This window comes from Methanogenium sp. MK-MG (assembly GCF_009914725.1).
In the GTDB taxonomy this organism is placed as follows: domain Archaea; phylum Halobacteriota; class Methanomicrobia; order Methanomicrobiales; family Methanomicrobiaceae; genus Methanogenium.
Map to the genome: position 1 here is coordinate 1 of NZ_JAAAWJ010000134.1, position 2,690 is coordinate 2,690.

4 protein-coding genes are annotated in these 2,690 nt (G+C 42.8%); 2 read left to right on the forward strand and 2 right to left on the reverse strand.

Going from position 1 to position 2,690, the window contains the following annotated elements; translation table 11 throughout:
- Nucleotides 1-21: 21 nt before the first annotated feature.
- Entirely contained in the window at nucleotides 22-588 is a 567-nt protein-coding gene (locus tag MKMG_RS11220; RefSeq protein WP_165078028.1) for a TATA-box-binding protein, read from the forward strand.
- 111 nt (nucleotides 589-699) lie between these two features.
- Nucleotides 700-1,095 carry a helix-turn-helix domain-containing protein gene (locus MKMG_RS11225; protein WP_165078025.1) on the forward strand — a complete coding sequence of 132 codons (396 nt, stop codon included), beginning with the start codon at nucleotides 700-702 and terminating at the stop codon, nucleotides 1,093-1,095.
- Here MKMG_RS11225 and rpiA read toward each other — a convergent pair.
- Both rpiA and MKMG_RS11235 read right to left on the reverse strand, forming a co-directional pair.
- Nucleotides 1,087-1,776, reverse strand: a complete 690-nt coding sequence (gene rpiA, locus MKMG_RS11230; RefSeq protein ID WP_165078027.1) for a ribose-5-phosphate isomerase RpiA — start codon at nucleotides 1,774-1,776, stop codon at nucleotides 1,087-1,089. The two genes, MKMG_RS11225 and rpiA, sit on opposite strands and share 9 nt — an antisense overlap.
- A gap of 314 nt (nucleotides 1,777-2,090) precedes the next feature.
- The coding region (locus MKMG_RS11235; RefSeq protein ID WP_254059178.1) for an EF-Tu/IF-2/RF-3 family GTPase at nucleotides 2,091-2,690 on the reverse strand (600 nt) is incomplete at its 5' end.

Here is a 2,690-nt window from a genome sequence, read left to right on the forward strand (position 1 = left end):
AATTCTGAGGACTCTCTGAAAATTGAGACGAAGCGCAATCCAGAGGACTCTCTGAAAATTGAAAATATCGTTGCGTCTGCAAAGATCGCAGAGTCTCTTGATCTCCAGGTGGTCTCATCTCAGATTAAAGACGCTGAATACAATAAAAAACGATTTCCCGGCGTAGTCCTTCGGATGCAGGATCCAAAGATTGCAGCACTCGTATTTGGTTCCGGGAAAGTAGTCCTTACTGGTGCAAAGAGTGTTGACAGTCTTACACGGGGATTAGAAATTTTGGGAAATCGTCTGCGAGAACTGAATATCGAGATATACGAGAATCTTGAATATAAAATTCAGAATATTGTTACATCAGCAGATCTTGGAACACCAATCAATCTGAATAAAATTGCAGTTGGATTTAATCTTGACCAGATTGAATACGAACCAGAACAATTCCCTGGACTTGTCTACCGGCTTGAAGAACCCAAGGTTGTCGTCCTTCTGTTTGGATCAGGAAAACTGATCATTACAGGTGGAAAACAGCCAGAAGATGCTAAAGGGGCTGTTAATAAAATATCATCAGATCTTTCGAATCTGGGCCTGATTTAAGCATTAATATTAATTTTTTTAAACCATTTCGCGAATATTTATCCAAACAATACATACAACAATGTATTTATAGTATTTTGAATAATTAAAGTTGTATTCTCGGTGAGAAATATGAGAATGGAAAAAGTAATGGTCTTCACCGAAGAAGACGAAGAATTTTCAGATCTTCTAACTGAAATTGGATTAAAACGGAATGTTGCCAAGGTGCTTATTTATCTTGCGATGACAGAAGAAGCAACCTCACGGGAGATTGAACGCAGTAGTGACCTTCGCCAGCCGGAAGTCAGCATTGCCATGCGTACTCTCAAAGAGAATGAATGGATTGAAAGCCGGGAATCAAAAGCAGAAAGTAAAGGCAGGCCGGTGAAGATATACCGCCTGTCAAAATCAATTAATGAAATAATGGATCTTATTGAGAAAAACAAGCGTGAAGAAGTTGAAAATCAGCTGAAACTGATCCAGAAGATCAGGATTCACCTTCAGAATCAGCAGACCATTTCAAATTAACATTACTTCAGCTGATTCTCTGTTTCCAATAACTATTTTTGTTTTTCCGGTAAATTCTGCAAATATACCGCAGCTCAGAACACCGGGGATATTATTGATTTTAATCTCAAGGGCCAACGGGTCGGTAATATCTGAAAACGTACAGTCAATAATCCAGTTTCCATTGTCGGTAATGACAGGCCCATCCTTTTTCACTCCCTCACGAATCCGGGGAAGACCCCCCATTTCACACAGCCTTTTTGCTGCAAGTGAGGCAGCAGACGGTATTACCTCTACAGGTACAGGTGCTGATAAACAGGATGTCTTCTTACCTGCATCCGCAACAACAACGAAAAGACGTGATGCAGAAGCAACGCAACGTTCCTGAGTTTGTGCAGCACCTCTCCCTTTTATCAGATTGCCTTTGGGGTCTATCTGATCAGCTCCGTCAATTGCAATATCCAGTTCTGTATAATCATGCAGGGTAGCAAGAGGAATCCCATATTCACGTGCCCGGCACTCTGCCTGATATGACGTCGGAATACCTACCATCTTCATGCCATTCCGAATCTTTTCAGCCAGCATCTCCATGGCATAGAACACCGTTGACCCGGTTCCAAGTCCGACAACCATGCCGTCTTCAACCAGTCCTGCAGCAAAATATCCGGCATTTTTCTTTGCAATAATCTGTTCTGATTCCATAACCGATTGAGAAGTCATATACATTCATTATACTCCCAACAGGTAAATGCTTAACATAATTCCCCCACACATTTAAACGAAAAAACACTTGGTTTGCCTTTTAAGCAGAGCTGCATGTTACTACTCACCATAATAGCAGGTCTGATGAACCTGTTGCTGACTCCCGTATTTTTTCCATGTTAAAAAAATAGGCGAGCATATCTGTCTGAACAAATAGTAAATGCAATCCGGCGCTCACCATTATTCAGGTAAAAAAGTGTCCGGAATTATAAGACGAAAACCAAACATCCCCAGATGTTTGGTTTCGACGTCAATCATTTCAGAATTACTGATCCGGCAATTCTGAGTTTCCCGCCATCCAGGTAATGGATAACAGCCTTTTCTCCCGGGAGATATGCAATATCCTTGTCCAGTTCAATCACAACAGAGCAGGTATGCCAGTCAGGATCATTCTCAACAGCAGTAATCTTCCCGTTAACAAACTGCGTCCACAGACCGATATGCACAACAAGACCCTCGCGCAGCGGTTCGGGCCAGAAGCGTACGAGCTTTGCTCTGCCACTGATATCTGATGTCACCTGTATGGATGAATCCGTCGTCAGTACCATACCCCGTTCAAGGTCCTCAGCGGGGATATTCTTCAGCGCCAGTCCGACCCTGTCTGTCTGATATGCCTCTTTGGCATCCTCATCATGTTTCTGAATCGAACGAATCTGGCATGTCATCTCTCCCGGCAGCACCGTGACCGTATCATGCTGATGAATGGTTCCTTTTTCAACACTTCCCAGCACAACAGTACCAATTCCTTTCACATTAAAGGCATGATCAATCATCACAAACCCGGTCTCAGGAGTAGGAACAGGATAGGTAATACCTGCGGCCATGGAAAGGAAACGTTCACGCAGTTCAATAGG